We start from the raw sequence: 17470 nt of genomic DNA on the forward strand, positions 1-17470 counted from the left end.
AATTTTTGCCAGATTGGTGATTTTATTAAACCTTGTCCTAGCAGGGCTAAGGCTGGGTTTAAAAAATCGCCAAGCGGGTGAAAAGTGGATTTTTGATGATTATTCATATTTATGCAAAGGTCTCAATTAGAAGGTTGTGCCGTATTCGCCCTTCTCTTCTGCGTCTTTTTCCCCTAATTCCAATACCACAAATGCTACGGCGTTAAATTTTTCATCGGATAGACTAAGGTGGGCTTGTTTGATGTTTTTGCCCACCAAATATAGGCGCAATTTTTCGCTAGGAATGAAGTAAGGCTTGCCGTTTTCGTTGTTACGCACGGTTAAATCTTGAAAACTGACAATTTTACCAATCCCTGTGCCTAGGGCTTTAGCAAAGGCTTCTTTGGCGGCGAAACGCTTGGCACAGTAGGCGGCACTATCACCTTTGTTGGCAAATAATGCTTGCTCGTGTTCGGATAGCACACGCTTAACAAAACCATCTCTGTTTTTATTTAAGATATGTTCAACTCGTTCAATGTTAATAATATCGGTGCCGATGCCGTAAATCATTCTCTGGCACCGAGCATTAAACGCTTCATCTCATGAGTGGCGGCTTCAAGTCCAACAAACACGGCTCTGGCAATAATTGAATGGCCGATATTAAGTTCTACAATTTCAGGTAGTTTGGCAATGGCTACGGTATTTTCTAAGGTTAAGCCATGCCCTGCATTAACTTGCAAACCGATTGAATGTGCATAGGTTGCCATAGTTTTTATTTTTTCTAACTCTAACTGTTGCGCCTCATTCGTTGCATTTGCATAATGCCCTGTGTGTAGCTCAATCACGGAGGCACCACATTGCTTAGCGGCATCAATTTGGGATTTTTGAGCATCAATAAACAAAGAGACTGTGATATTTTCTGCATTTAATTGAGCGCAAACATCATACATTCTAGACATTTGACCAGCCACATTAAGCCCACCCTCGGTGGTGAGTTCCTCGCGTTTTTCTGGCACTAGGCAACAATCTTGCGGTTTAATTTTACTGGCAATGGCAATCATTTCATCGGTAATCGCCATTTCTAAATTCATTTTTGTGGTGAGTTGTTCACGAAAAATCTCCACATCACTATCTTGAATATGACGCCTGTCTTCACGAAGATGCAAGGTAATACTGTCTGCACCTGATTGCTCACATAATAACGCCCCTGCAATTGGTGATGGGTAATGGGCACCCCTCGCTTGCCTAATGGTGGCTATATGGTCAATGTTCACACCTAAATAAATGCTCAATTCTTACTCCAAAATAATAAACGACTTTGCAAAGGCTTGTTGCCCAATAATGGGTGCAATCTCGCCCTATTCAAATCCCTGCACACCTTAAGTTGTTCAACATTTGGCGTATTTAACACATCTTCAGCCAACATCAACTGAATTGTATTGCCCGATATTTTACCTATAGAACGCTTAGTAAAACCAACTTGCGATTGATATTCATATTTGCATTCAATTCTGGTATCAATCTCATCGCCATTTACATCGTGTTCAAAATCAAGCCCATAGCCCAACTCAGACAATAGGCTATTTTCAAATAAACGCAACGCCCAATAACTTGCTTGCTTGCCTAATTTTGGCAACTGATTAATAAACTGCTTGTAAATCTCAAATAATTCAAAATATGGGTCTTGATCTTGCAACAATCGGGCAATCAATTCATTTGCATACATGCCCAATATCAACGCTTCGCCTTGTAAACTCCTCGGCTGATCATCCACTTCCACATCATTCAATGACTTTAAATCGCTTTTACCTGAAAAGGAAATTTTGATATGTTGGAACATTTGTATCGGTGCCTTTGACTTGCGTGACCCTCGTCCAACTAAGCGAATTTTCCCGTGTTCTTGGGTAAAAAAATCCAGTAATAAAGAAGTGTCCTTAAATGCCCTTCGATGAATTAAAAAGGCGGGAGTTAAATCAATCTTAGCCATTACTAACCACCAAACATTGCATTTATATCAATTTTAATTGTGTACCTATGAGGCTCCACCTGCTTCCATTTATTGTCTATTTTTAAAAATGTGATTAGCCACCAACGAAAATAATCAATATAATTGAGACCTTTGCATAAATAGGGATGATTAGCAAAATTCAATTTTTGCCAGATTGGTGATTTTCTTAAACCTTGTCCTAGCAGGGCTAGGGCTGGGTTTAAAAAATTGCCAAGCGGGTGAAAAGTGGATTTTTGATGATTATTCATATTTATGCAAAGGTCTCTAATTAAAAAACTTAAATAAAATAAGTGCCAATAATGGCGATACCAATGTTAAAAAAAACAGGGAGTGAGAGGCCCCCTGTGATTAATAGTGCTATCCAAATCATTTGAATCATTAATCATAGTTAACAATATATCTAAATCTGGCAAACTTGCTAACAAGCCTGAAATGATGGCTATTTTAGGTGTCTTTTTGGGTGAAACAGCAATACCAACAGCTGCACCAAGGCTAAATTGAGTAATTGAATCCAATTAGTCATACCCCAATGAGGCTAATGCACGCTTATCATCAGACCAGCCTGTGGAGACCTTAACCCAGAGTTTAAGAAACACTTTGCGTTCTAAAAAACCCTCGATACTTTTCCGTGCTTCAGTGCCAATAAGTTTAAGCATATCACCCTTATTACCAATAACAATGTATTTTTGCGATGCCTTTTCTACCAAAATTCTGGCTGAAATTCTTTGCATAGTGCCGTCTAATTCATAGTGTTCAATTTCAACGGTTAAATCATAAGGCAATTCGTCTTCCAAATGACGCATTAATTTTTCTCGAATAAATTCAGCGACGATAAATTTTTCACTTCTATCAGTAACATAATCGGGGTCAAAAATATTGTCTTGCTCTGGCAGATATTTTAAAATTAATGTTCGTAATGCTTGAGTATCAGGCTTTTTAAAGGCTGAAAGTGGAAAGAAATCATTGGGTTGATATTTTTTCCCAATTTTTTCTAAAAAAGGCAAGACGGCTTGCTTAGATCTGAGTTTATCAATTTTATTCACACACAGTATCACCGGTACTTCAGCCTTAGATACATGCTCCAAAACACGCGCATCTTCTTTGGTCCATTTGTCTACTTCAATCAGCCACAAAATAATATCAACATCGTTAATACTAGCACTTGCCGTTCTATTCATATAAGCATTAATGGCTTTCGCATTGCCAATGTGCATACCCGGTGTATCCACAAATACCATTTGATAATTATCGCTAGTGTCAATCGCATGAATACGATGGCGTGTGGTTTGTGGTCGGTGCGAAGTGATAGAGAGCTTTTGACCGATTAACTCATTGGTTAGAGTTGATTTACCCACATTAGGACGACCAACAACGGCGATAAATCCTGCTTTATGACTCATGATTTTTTAATTTCTCCAATAAAATTTCAGCACACATTTGTTCTGCTCTTTTGATACTTTTGGCCTCTTGTTCAACTTGAACGGCTTGGTCAGGCAAAAAACACTTAAGTGTAAATAATGCGTTGTGATTCTTACCAGTGGTTTTTGTAAGCTCGTATTCTGGCAACGATTGTCCAAACTTTTGTAGGCGTTCTTGTAATTGCGTCTTAAAATCTTTCAGTGCGTCATTCGGATTAATACTGTCTAAATATTCTTTAAACAAGTCCAAAATTACTACATTGACTGTCTCAAAACCTGCCTCTAAGAAAATAGCACCTAAAATAGCCTCTACCGCATCAGCTTGAATAGATTTACGATTATGTCCGCCACTTTTCAGCTCTCCTGGTCCCAAAATCAATAAATTTGATAATTCAATCTCTGCTGCAATCAACGCCAGCGTTTGCCCCCTAACAACATAAGACTTAAATCGAGAAAGTTTACCCTCGGCAATATGGGGAAAGCGTTTGTATAATTCACAAGAAACCACCGCACCTAAAATACTATCTCCTAAAAACTCTAAGCGCTCATTATTAGTCCTGCCTACGCTACGATGCGTCAACGCTTGTTTTAACAAAGCAATGTCTTTAAATTGGTAATTAATTTTTTTCTGTAATTTGTTCATCGTTTATAATGTGCAGTATTTTAATAACCTATATTCCTATGTTTTGGCAAGAAGATATTAAACAAGAACATTTTACGCTTCCTGAGGCGATTCAAGATGCTGTGTTCAGCATTCGCACTAAAGTTTTGCCCATTGACCACGCTTATCCCCTGTCTCAGGCGTTGTTAAAACACCTGCCTTGGCTGGCGAAAGTAAATGCAGGTGTGTTTGATATTAGTGTGGCTGATGGTAATGGCTGGGAGCAAGACCACGAATCGGGTTTTTACTATCCTTCTAAACGCTCAAAACTAAATATTCGCATACCCAAAGAAAGGTTTGGCGATATAGCGACATTGGCAGGGAAAATACTTGATTTAGGCGAGTATCAAATAGAAGTGGTCAAGGCGCTAGAGCCAAAACTTATGAGCGATATGCAGATTGTATTTGCCAAGCATATTACCTGCGATGAAAATGCCAGTGAAGAAGAATTTTTACAAACCTCTTTTACACAACTACAAGCACTAGGTATTGTGCCTAAAAAAATGATGGCAGGCTTAAAGCGCAAAATATCAACGCCGAATGGGATTATTCATACCTGCTCATTAATGGTGGCTGACTTGCGTAAAACTGAGTCTGTAACACTGCAAGAGCAAGGCATTGGTGCGCACCGCCTACTAGGCTGTGGCCTGTTTCTACCACAAAAAGGCATAGACAGTGTTAATGCGGTCTAACAAGGCTTTTCTAACCTAGCTCTTTTAGTAGCGTTGCACCAAATTTGCATTAGATTAACTTTAGGGCTACAATCAAATCATGCGAATTGTGTTTCTAATATTTTCTTTATATCTCTCATCTGTGTCTGCCGCTCAAGAAGTCGTCAAACAAGGAAATTTCTTGGGCGCGAAAACCATTGATTTTCTGCCTGATTGGTTCAAAACAACCTTTATGGATTTTTCTGAAGACTTGGAAGAAGCTAACGATAAAGGTCGTCATATTATGATTTATTTTCATCAAAATGGCTGTCCTTACTGCGCTAAATTGGTAAAAGATAACTTTCATGATGAGGAATTGGTCGCCAAATTACAAAAAGATTTTGATGTGATTGAAGTCAATATGTGGGGTGATAAAGAGTTAACCGACTGGACAGGTAGAGATTTTACTGAAAAGGAATTTTCAGCATATATGAAAATCCAATTTACTCCCACCCTTATTTTTTTAAGCCCTCAAGGTAAAACTCTACTCAGACTCAATGGTTATCAATCCGTTGATAAAATGCACGCTACATTGGATTATATTACCAACAAAACCTATCTCAAAAAGTCCTACGCCAACCACCTTCATAAGTTAAAGCAAAACAAGACTGGTAAACTTAACCCACATACAATTTTTACATCCGCTCCACATTTATTAATGCGTAGCAAAAATTTACCAGCACAAAGGGTTTTAGCGGTATTTTTTGAAGAACCAAACTGCGTGGAATGTAACTTTTTTCACACTAAATTAATGCCATTAAAGCAAACACAAGACTATTTAAAACAAATGCAAGTAGTGCGTTTTAATGCGCTGTCTAACGAGAAACTAATCAATCCATCAGGCAAACGCACTACTGCAAAGGATTGGTATGAGGCTTTAAAACTTACTTACAAACCTGCCATTGTTTTCTTTGACAAAACTGGCAATGAAATTATTCGCAAGGACGCTTATTTCAAGCAGTATCACTTGCATAGTATTATGGATTATGTCTTAACAGGTGCGTATAAAACTCAGCCAAACTTTCAGCGCTACATTGAACACAAGTCTGATAAATTGAGAGAACAAGGAATTACGGTTGATATTTGGAAGTAACTACACTTTCTTAACGAATTCAGATTTAAGTTTTATGTCGCCAAAGCCTGGAATTTTGCAATCAATATCATGATCACCATCGCATAGGCGGATGTTTTTTACCTTAGTGCCGACTTTGACAACCGAAGAAGTGCCTTTTATTTTTAAATCCTTAATCACTGTTATCGTATCGCCATCATTTAGAGTATTACTGTTGGCATCTGTAATAACAACTTCCTGCTCTTTTATATCTTCTGAGGCCTTTGCATAAATAGGGATGATTAGCAAAATTCAATTTTTTCCAGATTGGTGATTTTCTTAAACTTTGTCCTAGCAGGGCTAAGGCTGGGTTTAAAAAATTGCCAAGCGGGTGAAAAGTGGATTTTTGATGATTATTCATATTTATGCAAAGGTCTCCTTCTATTGAAAACTCATAAGCACACTCTGGACACATCAAAAGATTGCCATCTTTATACACATATTCAGAATGACATTTTGGACAATTAGGTAGGGTCATACGCTGAAAGGGTATTTTATTGCTGGATGGTGTTCATAGTTTATCAACTCAAAATCCTCCATCGTTACCCAAGTTTCTAGGTCTTCAAGGGTTTTAATCGCTGGATTGATGTTGAGTTTTGGCAGAGGTAATGGCTTACGATTAACTTGTTCATTTTTGAAAATTTCCACTTGATTTTCGTATAAATGCACATTCGACAAATGATGGCGCATTTTTTTGGCTTTTTTGCCTGTGATTTGTGCGGTAATCAATAGTAAAAATGCTGCCTGAAAATGGTTAAACGGCTGCCCTAATACATAATCACTACTACGCTGATAGCTTTCAAGATACAAATCCTCGCCTAGCAAATTAAAATGATGCGTATGCATACAAGCTGGCAAACAGGCACGATGAATTAAATTAGGGTGGTTAAAAGTCATGATCTCACGCCTGTCATCAATGCCTTGCAATAAATCGGTCACAATCTTTTGGTATTGGTCTAATGGCTCATCTCCCCCAATACCTGGAAAAGCACGACCAATCACACCATAACACAGTCCCATATCGTCTGTGCCTTTTCTGTGTGGATTATCAATCCACGCTTGGTTTTCATTGGCATTGGCGTTCCAAGTATTGCACCCCAGATCTCTAAATTGTGCCGCACTTTGGTAGCCACGAATATAGCCCAATATTTCAGCAATGGCTGATTTCCAAAAGAGTTTTTTGGTGGTAACCACTGGCACCGTACCATCTGACAAATCGTACTCAAACGAAGCACCAATAATGCTCAGGGTTTTTTGCCCAGTGCGTGCATTAGAAACCCATACACCCTCGTCTAAAATCCGTTTACCAATATCAATATACGCCTTCACGCTCGCTTTGCCTTTAAGATTAAGTAAACGCCTAATACAATCATTGGCAAACTAAGTAGCTGCCCCATCGTCAACCAGCCAAATGCCAAATAGCCTAGTTGCACATCAGGCACTCGAACAAACTCAATAATAAATCTAAACAATCCGTATAAGATTAAGAATAAAGCAGAAACACTCATTGGCGCTGGTGATTTTTTGCTAAACACCCACAACACAATAAACAGCACCAAACCTTCTAAGAACGCTTCATACAGTTGTGATGGATAGCGCGCAACACCTTGCTCTTGAATATACATACCAAATGGACTGCTAGTAACTTTGCCCCAAAGTTCGCCATTGATAAAATTACCTATTCTGCCAAAACCTAACCCTAATGGCACAAGTGGCGCTACAAAATCCATGGTGGTAAAAAAAGTTTTGTTATATTTACGGTTAAACAGCACCATTGCCATTGCTACCCCTAAAAACCCGCCATGGAATGACATACCGCCATTTTGCACAGCAAAAATAGCCAGCGGATCTGAGAGAAAAACCTCTAAATTATAAAACAGCATATAGCCCAAACGACCACCAGCAACAACGCCAATAGCGCCATAGAAAATCATATCCTCTATTTGTTGTTTGTTCCAATTATTAAGCTGCTTGGCCCGATGATATGCCAATAAATAGGCGCTTAAAAACGCCAATAAATACATAATTCCATACCAATAGATTTGGACAAAACCTAAATCTAGTGCGATTGGGTTGATGTCAGGGTAAATCATAGATTGATATTGGGTTTAAATTATGGTGCGCTCGAGGTGATTTGAACACCCGACATTTGGCTTCGGAGGCCAACACTCTATCCAGCTGAGCTACGAGCGCAATGTTATGCAAAAGCATTCGAAAAAAAATTAGTTGAGACCTTTGCATAAATATGGATGATTAGCAGAATTCAATTTTTGTCAACTTGGTATTTTTTTAAACTCTGCCCTAACAAGGCTAAGACTGGGTTTAAAAAAATTACCAAGTTGGCAAAAAGTGGATTTTTGATGATTATTCATATTTATGCAAAGGTCTCTAGTTACTTCTTACTTCTAGAGCAAAAAACAGCCTGCATATTGGCAACCAACTTTAAAATTTTTGCATCTTTGACTTTGCATAAAATTTTATTGCCATCTCGTCGTGATTCGATAATGTCTTTACTTCTAAGAATATCAATATGTTGGGAAATGTTAGACTGAGAAGAGCCAACTTGCTTGACAATTTCTAACACGGGCAACTCGTCACTTTTTAATGCGCATAAAATCTTTAAACGCAATGGATGAGCCATCGCCTTTAAGGCTTTGGTCGCCTTTTCAATGTCTTCTTCTTTTTCTAATAGTTCAATATCATTCATCATTATTCTCTTTTAAATTCTGCCCAACATACCATATACACCATATCTTCTTACTTTAATCAACACCATTTTTTGGTAATAATTAATCAAACTGTCATGACCAAGTGCCACATCAAAAACTTGCCATTTTCCTGATATCCCCCTATGGAAAGATAAATCCACATTAAAACCAAACCGAGAATACCCCCTCGCATTCAATCTAACAACAATAATATTACCGCCTCTCATTGGCCTTGCAGAGATAAAATCAAGCGAACTTGAACGACCTTGTGCTAATTTTTCCAGCAAAGTGCTAATGATATTTTGCTTTAATGTGTTTGAAAAGTACGCAGCCTCTTCCTCTCCTAAGGTAAGACGACTTGTAAACAAGACTTCATTAGCTATATGGTTAAAATCAAACAAGGGAGTAATTTCTTGATTCACAAGAAAACTCATCATTTGCGGTGAGTAAGTCGTCGCAGTAGTCAGTTGATTAAGCTTAACAATGGTTGATTGTATGGCTCTAACAGGATCTTCCACTACGGGCGTTGTATTTATTGGCGCTTCTTCATACGCAAATACAAACGATGATATTAATGCACTAAACATTAATAAAAATAGTTTTAATCTTTTCATCTTTTCTCCACTATATTAAAAATAAAAACAAGTAAAATTCATATGCTTTCGTTATTATATATATTTCAAACCTTTACAAACAAATAATTATATTATGATTTTATTAAACTATCTTAGACATCCTTTATTGTTGGTTATTTTTTCTACTATTTTTGCGCTCAGCACAGCTTCCTGCGCAGAAAAAAAAGAATTGAATGCCAAAGAACAACAAAATTTACAAACATTTATTAACGACCTTGAAGCGTTCACTATTGCTTATAGCAATATTAAAAAGCTGTATGTGGAGGAGGTTGATAACAAAAAATTATTTACCAATGCTATTAAAGGCATGGTAAGTGGATTAGACCCGCATTCAGTCTATTTAGAGCCTAAAGAGCAGAAAAATCTATTAGAAAGCACCTCTGGTAAATTTGGCGGATTGGGCATTGTCATTAGTAAAAAAAATGATGCTATTCAAGTCATTTCCCCAATTGACGACACACCTGCTTATAAGGCTGGGATGCAAGCGGGTGATATGATTATCAAAATTGGCAACAAACCTGTGCGTGGTATGACACTAGAAGATGGTGTTAATCTTATGCGTGGCAAACCAGGAACAGATATAAAAATAACCGTTGTGCGTAAAAATAAAAAACCTTTTATGGTTAAAATCACCCGCGAAATTATTACTATTGTCTCGGTAAGAGGATATTTGTTGGATGATGGCATTGGCTATGTGCGGGTTTCTAGCTTTCAAAAGCCAACCAGCAATTTACTTCAAAAAACAATTAAGCGACTGATGAAAGAAAATGATGGTCATCTAGAATCCCTCATTCTTGACTTAAGGAATAATCCGGGTGGCATCTTAAATGCTGCTATTGATATTTCTGATTTGTTCCTTGATGATGCTGGCACTATCGTTTATATCAAAAGCAGAATTAAGAGTAACAATACTCGTTTTAATGCCACCTCAGGCGATATGTTGCTGGGTTCGCCAATAGTGGTTTTGATTAATGAAGGCTCTGCTTCAGCCTCAGAGATTGTTGCTGGTGCATTACAAGACCACAAGCGCGCCATTATTATGGGCAATACTTCGTTTGGCAAGGGCTCAGTGCAGACCATCTTGGGGCTTAAAGATGGTTATGGACTCAAAGTAACCACTGCCAGATACTACACGCCAAACGACCGTTCTATTCAAGCCAAGGGGATTGAGCCCGATATTAAGCTTAAAAATATTAGCCTTGAAAATGAAAGGAAAGATGAAGTTACCAATACCAAAGAAAGTGATTTGGAGGGTCATTTAGACATTGAAGATCCTTCTAAATTGTCTTCTAAAGAAGTCTTAATAGCACAGGAAAAAAAGAAAACAAAAGAAAACAAAAAAATACTTGAAAGGCTCGAAAAAGACTATTTTGTGCATGAAGCACGCAATCTGCTTAAAGCCCTTGCAGTACTAAAAAAATAAGATGGCAATTATTCTTTCGATAGCAAACCAAAAAGGTGGCGTAGGCAAAACCACCACCGCAGTAAACTTGAGTGCCGCCTTAAAAACCATTAAAAAACGCGTGCTGTTGGTTGATATTGACCCACAAGGCAATGCCACCATGGGGTGTGGTATTGATAAATATCAATTAAAAAACTCTGTTTGTGAACTGCTACTGGGTGAATGCAGTATTGAAGATGCCATCACCCATTCAGACACAAGCAAAATTGATGTCATTCCTGCAAATACTGATTTAATTACTGCCGAGATTGCCTTGGTAAAAAATGAACATTCAGAATATATATTAAAAGAAGCACTTACTAAAGTAGGTGGACAATATGACTATATTATTATCGACTGTCCACCCTCACTTAATATGCTAACCATTAATGCCTTTACTGCCTCTAACGGCATCGTTATCCCTATGCAATGCGAATATTACGCACTGGAGGGGCTAAGCGCACTCATGCAAACCATTGAAAAAATTCAAGCAACTACCAACCCAGATTTAGAAATTACGGGCTTAATAAGAACGATGTACGACACTCGCAACAATTTATCAAACGAAGTATCAGTGCAATTACAACAATATTTTGCACAAAAAGTATTCAAAACCATCATTCCTAGAAATGTAAAATTAGCAGAAGCACCCAGTTTTGGTCAAGCAGCGATTAATTATGCCAGAGCTTCTAAAGGGGCGATTTCCTATGTTTCACTCGCAAGTGAAATTATTAGAAAAACAAAGATAGAGACCTTTGCATAAATATGAATAATCATCAAAAATCCACTTTTCACCCGCTTGGCAATTTTTTAAACCCAGCCTTAGCCCTGCTAGGACAAGGTTTAAGAAAATCACCAATCTGGCAAAAATTGAATTTTGCTAATCATCCCTATTTATGCAAAGGTCTCATAGTATTAAATTGATATGGCAAATTCTTCAAAATTAGGTCGTGGATTGGATATATTATTAGGGCAAACAGCCGATAATAGTCAATCTGACAATAATTTAAAAACCCTAGATGTTGATAAATTACAGCGAGGAAAATTTCAACCTAGAGAAGAAATTAACCCTGATACACTCAACGAACTCGCCAATTCAATCACCGCACAGGGCATCATACAGCCGCTGGTTGCACGCAAAATTACCTACGATAAATACGAAATTATTGCAGGCGAAAGGCGTTGGCGTGCTGCTAAAATCGCTGGACTCACTAAAGTGCCTGTTATTGTTCGCAATATCAATGATAAAGTCGCACTGGCAATTGGCTTAATTGAAAATATTCAGCGTGAATCTCTTACCCCGCTTGAGGAAGCCAAGGCACTACGACAACTGATTGAAGATTTCAAAATGACACATGAGGAAATCTCACAAGTGGTAGGTCGTTCTCGCTCCAGTGTGAGTAATTTAATTCGACTGTTGCGGCTAAGTAATGCCGTGAAACAATTCCTTAGTAATGGCGATATAGAAATGGGTCATGGGCGCGCTTTATTGTCACTAGAAGATGAACAACAGTTTGAAGTTGCCAGCCAAGTTATTCAAAAGTCTTTGTCTGTACGCCAAACCGAAGAGTTGGTCAAAAGAGTGTTAAACCCAAAACCCAGTAAATCTAACGCAGTAGATCCTCGCATTGAGTTACTCATAAAATCTTTAAGTAAAAAGTTAGATTCAAAAACTGAGATTAAAGCCAATGGCGACAAAGGCAGAATTATCATTCATTACCAGTCCGAGGATGAGCTTGACGCCATATTAAAGCGTATTAATCAATAACGCCATTACGAGAAAACGAAAAAGTCTTGAGTGCTTGCAAAGGACTACTAGAGAATACGCCACCAATATCGCCGTGCGCCCAAATATAAAACGCCCTACCGATAATATATTCTTCAGGCACAAACCCCCAAAATCGACTGTCGCTACTGTGGGCACGATTGTCCCCCATTACAAAATAATGCCCCTCAGGAACAATCAATTTAACGCCCTTAGAATTCGTCCTAGGGGACAGCAAAATATCATGCGGATTGTTGTCCAGAATCTCACGATAATGCTCATACCCTGTCATTTCAATGCCTTTTTCAATGCCTGTATAGGTGCCAATTTTTTGATAGGTAATCGCCTCGCCATTGACCGTAAGTTTATCGTTAATGTATTCAATTTTGTCGCCTGGAATGCCAATCACGCGTTTAATAAAATCTGCGCCTTTGTAAGTAGAGCCTTTTTCATAATTCGGATACCTAAACACCACTACATCGCCTCGCTCTGGGTCGCCAATATCAAGCAATTCAACATTAAAAACAGGCGAATGTATGCCGTAAGAAAGCTTATCAACCAATAAAAAATCATAGGTTAAAAATGTTGGCATCATTGAATTAGACGGGATTCTAAAGGGCTCAGCGATAAATCCTCTGAGTAAAAACACCAGTAATAATACAGGATAGAATTCTGCCATCAACTGCACTATCTTAGGGCGGTTCAAATACTCTTCTGATTTATCCAGCCTTAAAAAACACACAAAATATAGCCATTTAGTCAACAAAGATTTTTTTGTTGAGGGTACATTAACCGCTGCTCTGCCCATAAAAAAACGATCGACAGTAACAACAATAAAAGCCAAAACCAGAAACACCGCTAAATAAGCAGAAACATTCCAAGCAAAGAATGATGATGCATTTTCAAGAATCATAGTAAAAATAGAAAAAATGTAAAGGCGTTTATTATATAATAATTCCTTTTTATTATTATATATTTGGAGAAATAAATGGCATTAGCAAATTTAGAAAGAGATGGACACGGTTACTTAGTTGACCTTAACGCATGGAACAGAGACATTGCTACAGAATTGGCAGAAGAAGAAGGGGTTAATCTAACCGATGAAAGCTTTAAACTTATTGATTTTTTGCGTGAAGAATACATTAACAACAACGCCAACCAACCTAACGAGCGTAATATGGTTAAGGGTTTAAAAAGCGATTGGGAGGGAAAACTCACCACCAAAGAACTCTACACCTTGTTTCCAAAAGGTCCTGCCAAACAAGCAGGAAAAATCGCAGGTTTACCTGAAACCAAACGAAAAGGCGGCTACTAAGGGTTAAAAAGCACTCAAAAAATAAAAAAGGCATTCAATGAATGCCTTTTTTATTGTCTATTTTTTTTTACAAACGGCATTACACTTCTGTAATACGCATACCCGCAGAGTTTGCCAGTTCAACAAAATTAGGAAACGAGGTTTTAACATTATCCACGCCGTTAATTTCTACGGTGTGCTCACATCTAAGAGATGCGATGGCGAATGACATTGAAATACGATGATCATGATGGGATTCAATCACCCCACTTGGCTTTAAGAAAGTACCGCCTTGAATTTTAATACCGTCTTCTAGCACTTCATTTGCAATACCTAGAATATTCAAACCATCTGCCATCACTTGAATGCGATCAGATTCTTTAACTCGTAACTCTTTTGCCCCAGTTAAAATCGTTTCTCCTTGCGCACAAGCAGCGGCGATGAATATCGCTGGAAACTCGTCAATCGCAAGTGGAATCAAGTGTTTTGGAATATTGATGCCCTTCAAACCTGATGATTGAATACGAATATCCGCCAGTAACTCGCCGCCAATCTCTCGCTCATTGGACAAAACTAAATTACCACCCATTAATTGCAAAATATCAATCACGCCTGTGCGTGTTGGGTTGATATTTACACCCGTTAAGGTAATATCGGCCTGTGGCGCAATACAAGCTGCCACCATAAAAAACGCAGCTGATGATATATCACTTGGCACTTGTATTTTCGTAGCAGTTAGCGCACCACCGCCTGTAAGGCACATTTTCTTGTTGGTCGTATTTACTGGATAACCAAAGCCATTCAGCATTCTCTCAGTGTGATCGCGTGTGGTTTTTGGTTCATTTACGCAAGTTTCGCCTTTTGCATACAAGCCTGCCAACAAAACACAGGACTTCACTTGTGCTGACGCTACTGGCAAATCATAATGAATGGCTGTTAGTAACTGAGCGCCTCTAACTTTTAACGGTGGTTTGCCATTGTTACCCTCAATCACTGCGCCCATTTTAGTAAGCGGGTCAATCACCCTACCCATTGGACGCTTGGACAACGACACATCGCCTATTAATTCAGAGTCAAAATCTTGTGCCGCTAAAATACCCAGCATTAAGCGCATAGAAGTGCCAGAATTACCCAAATTAAGCGGCGCATTAGGTTGTTTTAAGCCGTGCAAGCCAACGCCATAAATAGTTACCCTATCACCGTTTCGTTGAATCTTAACGCCCATTTTTTGAAAAGCCTCAAGTGTTGCCAAGGCATCCTCCCCCTGCAAAAAACCACTTACTTCAGTAATGCCCTCTGCCAACGAGCCCAGCATAATGGAGCGATGTGAAATTGACTTATCTCCCGGCACTTTAAGCACACCTGACAAGTGCTTAACAGGTTGTACGACGAATTTAATCATATTACAACTTATGTTAAGACGATACTTTCATCATAAGCCGCTGAAATATTGCCTGCATCATCCACCGTGTAAAGATGATAAACACCAGTCGACAAATCATCAATAACAAGTTCAGTAGCACTATTTACCGCTGTAATAGCAACTTTATCCATTTGTGTGGTATCTAATGCATCAAGCTTATCTTTGGTATTGATCTCATCTTCTGCCAAAGTGCTATCAACTAAATAAGCAAAACCAGTTTCATCACTAGAAACTGACAAAATATCGTCAATCGATAAATCGGCTATCTCACTTAAGACATTGACTGTTGGCGCTACAGCATCAATTGAGATAGTTGTTTGCGTGTTTTCATAGTGAAGGGTAGCATCTCCACCAATACCTTGTGAGCCATTGGCGTAGTGGATTTTAAATTGTCCATATTCAATAACATCGCCATTTGCAAGTGTTTGCTTGTTGTTGTTACTGGTAAGTTCAATTTTTTCAATACCGATTTCATCCAAGGTTGAGAGTTCACCTTTATCACTAATACCGTTACCATTTTTATCTTGCCATATTTTGAAATCTGCCCAATGCTTATCATTTTGAGTAAAGTTACCATCTTTGTTACTGTCAAAATATACCATGCCTTCTAAGTCAGTTTTGGCGCCAGCCACATAATCACTAAGCACCAACTCTCCTCTGCCCGATATTTTACCGTCACCATTCTTGTCATAACCAATGAATCCATCGGTTGGGGCAACCCAAGCAGTATGCTCCAGCTTACCATCGCCGTCCATGTCATAGTATGCATTACTGTTGCTTAAATCTGTATATTCAACAACACCATCACCATTAAGATCAATCGTGAGTGGAGGGGCGTAAACTGTGATAGTTGGGATATTATCAACAGTAAAGGTTTGCGCATCAGCTGTAACTACTGTTGTGCCAACCTTATAAACAATCAAAGTGGCAGCATCTAGTTGGGCTGTTGTTAATGCACTTTGATCAGTGCTAGAGGTGAATATATCTAAACTTGAGATATTAGTTCTATCTTCTGTATTTGAACCATTTCGAAGGGCTTTAACGATAATGCTGTCAATCTTACGCTCTTGACCTAAGTCAATCTGCACCCAGCCATTATTTTGGGATGAACGAGTTGCCATGCCCTCGCCAGAACCATTTTTCCCATCAACAATCTCTACTGGGGACCAACTATTATGATGCGTTAATGTGGCATCAGAGGTTACTGCCACTCCCGCACTCCGTGCTACATTAGTAGTACCAACCATAACTTCAACTTCACCAATATACATATTACCATTTCTAGTACCATCTTGTTTAAGCAAAACATAACGAGCAGTACCACCACTTTCACTTCCAAACTCAACAGAACTGGTTATTTCATTAAGATTTGGAGCGGCACCTTCTACATTAGTAACGCCAACAAGGGTAATATCGGCTTTACTATCAATGTCAAAATTAACAGCAGAGATACTATCGCCACTGACTATCGAACGGGTAAACACCAGTTTGTCATCCCCTGCTGCCTCTGATTTGGTTTTATCAAGGGTAAAATCTTTGCCAGCAATCACAATTTTAGAGCCTGTGGTTGCGCCTAAATTGAGTGCCATATCCATCGTTAAGGTAACTTCTGCAGTATCGCCTATGTTAAAGACACCACTTGTTGGGGTATTAACTGACCATGCGTCAGTATCTACTGGTGTTGCTCCTGGGAAATCAACAATTATTGCTACTGTGGAAAATTCACTTTCATTGCCAGCAGCGTCAATATAGCTAATAGCTGCAGATTTTACATCTTCATGATTTATTGATGCAGCTGTCGTATTTTTAAGCTTAATCGCCTCTACAATTCTTTCAATATGTACAGGGTGTAAAATAGAGCCATCTTCCCTAAAAAGAACAAGCGTTTTATTGCTTGCTGTATAAGTATAGCTAATACCTTTAACACCTGCTATAGTAATATCACTGCCTGTTCTATCAGCAGTCAGAGTAATATCGATATCTAGGACTAATTTATCATTGGCAGTGTCTAAACCAGTACCATTCAAAACTACTTTAATTTGCTCAATATCTTTTGCAGTTGGGGTAATAATATCACTATCAAAAGCAATTCCTGTGGCGAATTGTGCTCGACCTGTTACTGTTGCATAATCTAATAATCGCACATCTTCAAGTTTGCTGTTTGCATCATGAAATGAACTGTCAATAAACAACTTATCCGTTGCGCTCACACCTGTTTTAGTGCGTAGTAAAGTGCCTTGTTGACCAGCAGCATATTCAGCAGCAGTGATATGATAATATCTAATCTCGGTAGCAAAGCGTTCAACTTTAACATAAT

23 protein-coding genes, 1 tRNA gene and 1 pseudogene are annotated in these 17470 nt (G+C 38.5%); 7 read left to right on the forward strand and 18 right to left on the reverse strand.

Annotated features, from left to right (window positions below; genetic code table 11):
• Positions 1 to 126 precede the first annotated feature (126 nt).
• The 7 genes from acpS to rnc all read right to left on the reverse strand — a co-directional run bounded on the left by acpS (position 127) and on the right by rnc (position 4048).
• Positions 127 to 549 (reverse strand): holo-ACP synthase, encoded by a 423-nt coding sequence (gene acpS, locus CRYPD_RS05080; protein ID WP_138146520.1) that lies wholly within the window; start codon positions 547 to 549, stop codon positions 127 to 129.
• Positions 546 to 1271, reverse strand: coding sequence for a pyridoxine 5'-phosphate synthase (pdxJ, locus tag CRYPD_RS05085; RefSeq protein WP_138146521.1), 726 nt, complete (start codon positions 1269 to 1271; stop codon positions 546 to 548). The genes acpS and pdxJ overlap by 4 nt, the downstream gene beginning before the upstream one ends.
• Positions 1268 to 1966 (reverse strand): DNA repair protein RecO, encoded by a 699-nt coding sequence (gene recO, locus CRYPD_RS05090; RefSeq protein WP_138146522.1) that lies wholly within the window; start codon positions 1964 to 1966, stop codon positions 1268 to 1270. Before recO ends, pdxJ begins: the two co-directional genes overlap by 4 nt.
• A gap of 2 nt (positions 1967 to 1968) precedes the next feature.
• Positions 1969 to 2235 (reverse strand): hypothetical protein, encoded by a 267-nt coding sequence (locus tag CRYPD_RS05095; RefSeq protein ID WP_138146523.1) that lies wholly within the window; start codon positions 2233 to 2235, stop codon positions 1969 to 1971.
• Positions 2236 to 2301: 66 nt separating this feature from the next.
• Positions 2302 to 2502 carry a metal-dependent hydrolase gene (locus CRYPD_RS05100; protein ID WP_138146524.1) on the reverse strand — a complete coding sequence of 67 codons (201 nt, stop codon included), beginning with the start codon at positions 2500 to 2502 and terminating at the stop codon, positions 2302 to 2304.
• Complete coding sequence (gene era, locus CRYPD_RS05105) at positions 2503 to 3387, reverse strand: GTPase Era (protein ID WP_138146525.1); 885 nt, start codon at positions 3385 to 3387, stop codon at positions 2503 to 2505.
• Complete coding sequence (rnc, locus tag CRYPD_RS05110; RefSeq protein WP_138146526.1) at positions 3377 to 4048, reverse strand: ribonuclease III; 672 nt, start codon at positions 4046 to 4048, stop codon at positions 3377 to 3379. The genes era and rnc overlap by 11 nt, the downstream gene beginning before the upstream one ends.
• A gap of 38 nt (positions 4049 to 4086) precedes the next feature.
• Here rnc and cas6 point away from each other — a divergent pair, with 38 nt between their 5' ends.
• Positions 4087 to 4758, forward strand: coding sequence for a type I-MYXAN CRISPR-associated protein Cas6/Cmx6 (gene cas6, locus CRYPD_RS05115; protein ID WP_138146527.1), 672 nt, complete (start codon positions 4087 to 4089; stop codon positions 4756 to 4758).
• 79 nt (positions 4759 to 4837) lie between these two features.
• Positions 4838 to 5869, forward strand: coding sequence for a thioredoxin fold domain-containing protein (locus CRYPD_RS05120; protein WP_138146528.1), 1032 nt, complete (start codon positions 4838 to 4840; stop codon positions 5867 to 5869).
• Here CRYPD_RS05120 and CRYPD_RS05125 read toward each other — a convergent pair whose 3' ends face one another.
• The 8 genes and pseudogenes from CRYPD_RS05125 to CRYPD_RS05155 form a co-directional block, all read right to left on the reverse strand.
• A complete protein-coding gene (locus CRYPD_RS05125; protein ID WP_425290264.1) occupies positions 5870 to 6136 on the reverse strand; it encodes a zinc ribbon domain-containing protein YjdM in 267 nt (88 codons plus the stop codon). It abuts the gene before it with no gap.
• Positions 6057 to 6248 (reverse strand): hypothetical protein, encoded by a 192-nt coding sequence (locus CRYPD_RS08005; RefSeq protein ID WP_171004333.1) that lies wholly within the window; start codon positions 6246 to 6248, stop codon positions 6057 to 6059. Before CRYPD_RS08005 ends, CRYPD_RS05125 begins: the two co-directional genes overlap by 80 nt.
• Positions 6249 to 6266: 18 nt before the next feature.
• Positions 6267 to 6365: pseudogene (locus CRYPD_RS05130) on the reverse strand (alkylphosphonate utilization protein); the annotation flags it as partial.
• Positions 6362 to 7216: a thymidylate synthase gene (locus tag CRYPD_RS05135; RefSeq protein WP_138146530.1), complete on the reverse strand. Its 855-nt coding sequence runs from the start codon at positions 7214 to 7216 to the stop codon at positions 6362 to 6364. The pseudogene CRYPD_RS05130 and the gene CRYPD_RS05135, both read right to left, overlap by 4 nt.
• A complete protein-coding gene (gene lgt / locus CRYPD_RS05140) occupies positions 7213 to 7980 on the reverse strand; it encodes a prolipoprotein diacylglyceryl transferase (protein ID WP_138146531.1) in 768 nt (255 codons plus the stop codon). The genes CRYPD_RS05135 and lgt overlap by 4 nt, the downstream gene beginning before the upstream one ends.
• A 23-nt stretch (positions 7981 to 8003) precedes the next feature.
• Positions 8004 to 8080 (reverse strand) — tRNA-Arg (locus tag CRYPD_RS05145).
• Between the two features lie 199 nt (positions 8081 to 8279).
• On the reverse strand, positions 8280 to 8594 hold the full coding sequence (locus tag CRYPD_RS05150; protein ID WP_138146532.1) for an ArsR/SmtB family transcription factor: 315 nt from the start codon (positions 8592 to 8594) through the stop codon (positions 8280 to 8282).
• Between the two features lie 12 nt (positions 8595 to 8606).
• Positions 8607 to 9209 (reverse strand): ABC transporter substrate-binding protein, encoded by a 603-nt coding sequence (locus CRYPD_RS05155; protein WP_138146533.1) that lies wholly within the window; start codon positions 9207 to 9209, stop codon positions 8607 to 8609.
• A 94-nt stretch (positions 9210 to 9303) separates the two neighbouring features.
• On the opposite strand from CRYPD_RS05155, the gene CRYPD_RS05160 reads away from it, so the two are divergent.
• Genes CRYPD_RS05160 through CRYPD_RS05170 form a run of 4 tightly spaced genes read left to right on the forward strand, consistent with a single transcriptional unit; the run spans position 9304 to position 12439 of the window.
• A complete protein-coding gene (locus tag CRYPD_RS05160; protein ID WP_138146534.1) occupies positions 9304 to 10653 on the forward strand; it encodes a S41 family peptidase in 1350 nt (449 codons plus the stop codon).
• A 1-nt stretch (position 10654) separates the two neighbouring features.
• On the forward strand, positions 10655 to 11434 hold the full coding sequence (locus tag CRYPD_RS05165) for a ParA family protein (RefSeq protein WP_138146535.1): 780 nt from the start codon (positions 10655 to 10657) through the stop codon (positions 11432 to 11434).
• Between the two features lie 2 nt (positions 11435 to 11436).
• A complete protein-coding gene (locus CRYPD_RS08010; RefSeq protein ID WP_171004335.1) occupies positions 11437 to 11595 on the forward strand; it encodes a hypothetical protein in 159 nt (52 codons plus the stop codon).
• A 1-nt stretch (position 11596) separates the two neighbouring features.
• The gene (locus CRYPD_RS05170) at positions 11597 to 12439 is read left to right on the forward strand and encodes a ParB/RepB/Spo0J family partition protein (protein ID WP_138146536.1); all 843 of its coding nucleotides are present in this window, start codon (positions 11597 to 11599) and stop codon (positions 12437 to 12439) included.
• Here CRYPD_RS05170 and lepB read toward each other — a convergent pair.
• Entirely contained in the window at positions 12429 to 13349 is a 921-nt protein-coding gene (lepB, locus tag CRYPD_RS05175) for a signal peptidase I (protein ID WP_138146537.1), read from the reverse strand. The two genes, CRYPD_RS05170 and lepB, sit on opposite strands and share 11 nt — an antisense overlap.
• A gap of 75 nt (positions 13350 to 13424) precedes the next feature.
• Between lepB and CRYPD_RS05180 the strand changes: the two genes are divergently transcribed.
• A complete protein-coding gene (locus CRYPD_RS05180) occupies positions 13425 to 13751 on the forward strand; it encodes a TusE/DsrC/DsvC family sulfur relay protein (protein WP_138146538.1) in 327 nt (108 codons plus the stop codon).
• A 79-nt stretch (positions 13752 to 13830) separates the two neighbouring features.
• Here the strand turns inward: CRYPD_RS05180 and aroA are convergent, their stop codons facing one another.
• The gene (gene aroA, locus CRYPD_RS05185; protein WP_138146539.1) at positions 13831 to 15132 is read right to left on the reverse strand and encodes a 3-phosphoshikimate 1-carboxyvinyltransferase; all 1302 of its coding nucleotides are present in this window, start codon (positions 15130 to 15132) and stop codon (positions 13831 to 13833) included.
• Positions 15133 to 15140: 8 nt separating this feature from the next.
• The coding region (locus tag CRYPD_RS08015) for an EF-hand domain-containing protein (protein WP_171004336.1) at positions 15141 to 17470 on the reverse strand (2330 nt) is incomplete at its 5' end.

The organism is Bathymodiolus heckerae thiotrophic gill symbiont (genome assembly GCF_900180345.1).
In the GTDB taxonomy this organism is placed as follows: domain Bacteria; phylum Pseudomonadota; class Gammaproteobacteria; order PS1; family Pseudothioglobaceae; genus Thiodubiliella.